Origin of the sequence: Pseudomonas borbori (assembly GCF_900115555.1) — a bacterium.
Lineage (GTDB): Bacteria > Pseudomonadota > Gammaproteobacteria > Pseudomonadales > Pseudomonadaceae > Aquipseudomonas > Aquipseudomonas borbori.
This window is the reverse complement of the sequence record NZ_FOWX01000075.1, coordinates 1-4,920: the sequence shown is the minus strand read 5'-3', so window position 1 is coordinate 4,920 and position 4,920 is coordinate 1. Positions and strand designations below refer to the sequence as shown.

The window sequence follows — 4,920 nt, the reverse complement described above, 5'->3', positions numbered from 1 at the left end:
TCGTAAATTCCACGCAAGCTCGATGCGAAAACTTCTCCAGAATTCGCGTAGCAACGCGATCCGCAGAGTTGAGTGGGAGTTTTTACACAGCCTGGGCCAGAAGCGGACGGCCAGCAACATCAATATCGTGGTCTGAGAATCATCTAGCCGATTGTCCCCACCTAGCGACTCCGGGCCGCCGGGTGGGCCTCCTCTCATACGGCGCCGTTGACCCCGAAACGGCTGCGATAGTGCGCCGGCGAGAGGCCGGTGACTTTGTTGAAGAGCCGGCGAAACGCACCGGTGTCGCTGTAACCAATGGTCCAGGCGATGTGCTCGATGCTACGGTTGGTCAGTTCCAGAAGCTCACAGGCCTTGCTGATGCGCAATGCCTGGCAGTATTCGGTCGGCGTGTGGCCCGTTGCGCTACGAAAGCGGCGCAACAGGGTTCGCTCGCCGAGGCTGGCCAGGGCGGCTAATTGGGCAATGCCGTTTGTAAGGCCGTTGTGCGCATGTAACCAGTGCTGCACCTTCAATATGGCTTCGTCGCCATGGGTCAGTTGGGGGGCGAAGCGTTTGAAGCAGCGCTGCGAGTGCCGTACCTGGTCAAGCACCAGAAAGTGTGCCGTTTCAGTGGCAATGGTCGGGCCGAGCAGGCGCTCCACCAGGGCCAGCCCCAGATCCGTCCAGGCCATGAGGCCGCCCGCGGTAATGATGTCGCCGTCATCAATGATCATCTTGTCGACGTCGACTTGTATCGACGGGTAACTGTCCGCCAGATGGGTGGCCAGACTCCAGTGGGTGGTGGCCGTACGCCCGTCCAGCAAGCCGGCCTCTGCCAGTAGGTAGACGCCCGCGCACACCGAACTCACCACCGCTCCGGCGTCATGCCAGCGCTTCAGGCTGGCAATCAAGGGCCGTGCCTTCAGGGCGTCGGGCTGCCCGCCCAGGCAAGGCGGGACAATGATCACGGCGGGCGCGTGCTCTGCTTGCGGATCTGTGTCGTCGATGCAGGCCATGACCCCCTGAGCATCCAGCTGCCACTGGCAGATCCTGATCTCGGGTATATCGAGCGCCAGGCGCTCACGCCTCATCTGGTTGGCGACCGTGAAAATGTCGCTCAGCCCATACACAGCCGCACGCTGGGCACCCGGGTAGAGCAGGATGCCAACCTGCGCTGGGGAGGCACTTTTCGTCATTGTCAGTTTTTCCACCAAAATTGTCGGTTTCGCCAATGCCCAATGGCGTGGGCATTCCATAGGGTACTCGAGTGTTTTTTACCTACAGTCAAACCTGATGATGGAGTGTGTCATGAGTAAGCGAGCCCTGGTGTTGGTGGATATTCAGAACGATTACTTCGTGAACGGGAAGTGGCCGCTGAAGGGGATAGATGCAGCCTCCGATAACGCGGCGCGTGTATTGGCCCATGCCCGCGCCTCTGGCGAATTGGTGGTGCATATTCGGCATGAGTTCGCTACGGACGCGGCACCGTTTTTCGCGCCGGGAAGCCAGGGTGCTCAGACGCACGCGAAAGTGATCAACCTGGCCGATGAGCCCGTGGTGTTGAAAAACCACGTCAATGCCTTCCTCGAAACCCCCTTGAAAGCGATTCTGGACGACAACGCGATCGAGCAGTTGACGATCGTCGGCAACATGAGCCACATGTGTGTGGATGCCATGGTCAGGGCCGCCGCTGATTATGGCTATGCCAATACCGTTATCGCGGATGCCTGTGCCACGCATGACCTGGAATTCGAGGGGGTGACTGTTCCCGCCGCGCAGGTACACGCCGCCTTCATGGCTGCCCTGGCATTCGCCTATGCGCAGGTGGTGTCGACCGAACAATATCTGGCCCGTACCATTTGAAACGGGGTTGATCCTGCCCGGCTGTCTCCACGTAGACATGTAGCGGGTCGGACCCAGGTAACTGGTGTCGTTAAGCCAGGCGCGGTGACTGGGCTTCTCGAAGCGGCAATCGGGAACACGATATTGATGCTGCTGACCGGACTATATTGGGTCGACGGCGACCGCTCACGAAGGGCCGGAGCCGACCCGAACCGACCAACCGCAGACGCGGGTGGACAAGTGCCGTTAAAAAGTAGGGCGGGTAGGCTTTGGATCTTGACGCAGGACCGGCTAATGGGTGGCCCCGATTGTTATGCGTCAACACGCTCAACGACACCCCTGAGCCCGCGCAGAGTGCAGAGGCGCGCTTCGCAGAAAAGCTGGCTCACGGCATGCAACGCAATGGTTTGTTCGTATTCCTCGTGCATGGGCTAGATCAGACTGACGTTGAGCTTCAATAACGATTAGGCTGGTTTAAGAAGCGCATTACTACTTGTAGTTAATGTTGCCCCCTTTGTACGATTGCACCGCCAGCATAGAGCTTGCAAGTTTTCCTCTGTTGTAGTGCCGCCCTTGGAGATTGGAATAACATGATCTATTTCAATTAACAGGTTCTTCTCATTGAGCGAAGAGGCTCCGCATATTTGACAGGTGTAATTGTCTCTTTGCTTAATTTTTTCTCGAAGCTGCGGGGTCATTAATGCTCTCTGGCCTCTGGTACTATTTCTAAATCGCACGATATCACCAAGATACTTAATGAATCTCTCAAGATTTTCCATGTCCAGTGCAATTGATACTTCATAAGAGCTATTGCCGCCAGAGGAAACGTACTGGAATTTGTAGGCTTGGAAATTTACATCGACCAGGCTGACAGGCTCAAAGCCGAGTTCCTTAGCTAAACGTTGTTTGTTTAGGATGTAGAACATTGATGGTATCGGGTCTGTCAGGCTCAGCATGAGCCGGTCGCGTTCCTGCTCCAGCAGGGCCTTTCCTTGGTACGCTGCAAGGTAGTTGTTCAACGCTGTCTCAAGGTGTGAGAGCGTATTTTCGTTGGCTCTAATGTCAAAATATTTGCAAAGATATTTGAACGGCTGGTCATTAGCAGCTTTACACACGCTGGCGGAGCAATGATGTACTTTGGCATCTTTTGTGGATTTGGCCCACTCCAATCGCTTGAATAGGTATCTGCTTGTATCGTGAAGGCTGCCATGGCCGTAGTCGTATGAATTAATGTCGAGTTGTGTGCTTTTCAAATTTTCGATGTGGTGGTTTAGGTCGTTGCAGTCTTCCGTGTGTTTCTTTATGCTGATTTTTAACGCCAAGAATTGCTCGTTGTGGAAATACCAAAAAGCATAGGCCTCATAACCGATAATAAGGGCTGAAACTAAATAAAGTGCGACTTTGATCTCGGTAGATAAAAATGAAAATGTTGCGCTCATGTCGCTAATGACAAGAAAAATAATAAAAGCGAGTGTAAGTCTTAGCATTAAATATCTTCCTTAATCTTATCCTGTTAAGGATTGCAAGGGGTGTTGGAGAGTAGCGCTATTGGCTGACTCGCATTACCGCTGTGTATTAAGTTGTGCGGGAGCAGCCCCTTAGTGCGGCTTGTGCTCGTTGAAGTATTGCATCTCCAGGTTCTGAGCCTGAGTCAATGCTTCCGGGGCTAGCTTAGCCGCTAGCGCATCCCTGAGGGAACCATTTGATCCAGTGGCTCTGAATCGCCCCGGCTTGCTGCCCTTCCCCATAGGCACTTCAACACTAAAGGGGTCGGAGTGATTTATTTTTATTCACTCCGACCCCTTTATGCGGCACTGTCAGGTTCATCAACAACCATGATCCCGAGGGATGAGAGGGTCTGTATGCCTGAAGCTCAAAGACGTGGGTAGCAGGGACGCTGAAGGTGTCTCAACCGAGCAGCCTTAGTATCTCCTTAGAGGACGCTTCTTCCTCCATAACTGTGTGCTAATCAAAGGCGGCAACGGTAATAAACCATGTCCAAAAGCAAGTCTGCCAAACCGGTAAGTCGATGGGACATGGGTGTCCTTCCATTCAGATCAGAGAACGTCGGATACCGGCTTTGGGTAAAACCGCTCTGACTAAGCGCGACGATAAGCTGCTGAGCTGTGTCTTCGTCTACTCCGTATTTCTCTGCCACCCATTTTTCAAGCTCAGCTCCTTTCTGAAACGCCTCTGCGCTTTCTCCATCGCGCATCTCCCGTTTTCGCATCTCTGCCAGTATCTCGACCTGGCTCTCTCTCAACTTGGCCAAATTGGATAAGACGTCTTGAAACACGTCTGGCTTCTCATCGATTGTGGCTGTTGCTACTCCGGCCATGAGGTAGTCCACCAACTTCTCCATCATCGCATTCGAGGAGCACGTCTCAAGCGCGGCCACCATACGTGTGAATGCAGTAAAGCGGTAATCGCTCTTTTCCAAATCTGCGATGGTGATGCCATCTGCTTCAAGCCTGGCGAGCGCAGCGTCTAGTCTCTTATCTCTAATGAAGGTGTAGCCCCTCACCACTAGGCCGATTGGTACATCTGACAGTCCAGGCATTTCCATATCCTTGTGTCTCTCATGGATAAAATGCAGGGCCGGAATTGACCGGCTCGTTTTTCAGATCGAAAACTAAGTTGATCTGGCCGAATCGTACCCCCAGGACGCTACGTGCGAACCTCTGTAGTTCAGCGTCTAGGAGCCTCTCCCGGTGGCCCTGAGCAGTTTTCTCGGTATCCCTGTTCAATCTGGCTCCACCCATTAAGCCTCGGCTCCTGAAAACACCGGGGTCAGGCCTTACATCTTGCACGCGCCGCCCCCCTTTAGCATTCCCGACTGAACCAACACTGTCGCCTATTGCACTGAACTGGAATTGCTCGATGCTGTCCACCCGGGAAGAATATAGGGAAAAGGGGATTTATTTATAGAGTAGACCGGCCGCTTCTGGCCCAGGCTGTGTAAAAACGATTTGAGCACCGAGAGCTGATCAATCAATGATCAAATCTGACGATCTCTCGTAAATTCCACGCAAGCTCGATGCGAAAACTTCTCCAGAATTCGCGTAGCAACGCGATCCGCAGAGTTGAGTGGGAGTT

4 protein-coding genes are annotated in these 4,920 nt (G+C 53.6%); 1 reads left to right on the top strand and 3 read right to left on the bottom strand.

The annotated features are described in order from the left end of the window. Nucleotides 1–194: 194 nt before the first annotated feature. Nucleotides 195–1,178 carry a GlxA family transcriptional regulator gene (locus BM315_RS23875; RefSeq protein ID WP_090506149.1) on the bottom strand — a complete coding sequence of 328 codons (984 nt, stop codon included), beginning with the start codon at nucleotides 1,176–1,178 and terminating at the stop codon, nucleotides 195–197. Nucleotides 1,179–1,290: 112 nt separating this feature from the next. Between BM315_RS23875 and BM315_RS23870 the strand changes: the two genes are divergently transcribed. Continuing rightward, nucleotides 1,291–1,845: a cysteine hydrolase family protein gene (locus tag BM315_RS23870; protein WP_090506147.1), complete on the top strand. Its 555-nt coding sequence runs from the start codon at nucleotides 1,291–1,293 to the stop codon at nucleotides 1,843–1,845. Between the two features lie 443 nt (nucleotides 1,846–2,288). On the opposite strand, the gene BM315_RS23865 is transcribed toward BM315_RS23870, so the two are convergent. Continuing rightward, nucleotides 2,289–3,311, bottom strand: coding sequence for an HNH endonuclease (locus tag BM315_RS23865; protein ID WP_090506145.1), 1,023 nt, complete (start codon nucleotides 3,309–3,311; stop codon nucleotides 2,289–2,291). A 482-nt stretch (nucleotides 3,312–3,793) separates the two neighbouring features. Beyond that, nucleotides 3,794–4,384 carry a hypothetical protein gene (locus tag BM315_RS23860; protein WP_090506143.1) on the bottom strand — a complete coding sequence of 197 codons (591 nt, stop codon included), beginning with the start codon at nucleotides 4,382–4,384 and terminating at the stop codon, nucleotides 3,794–3,796. Nucleotides 4,385–4,920: the final 536 nt, after the last annotated feature.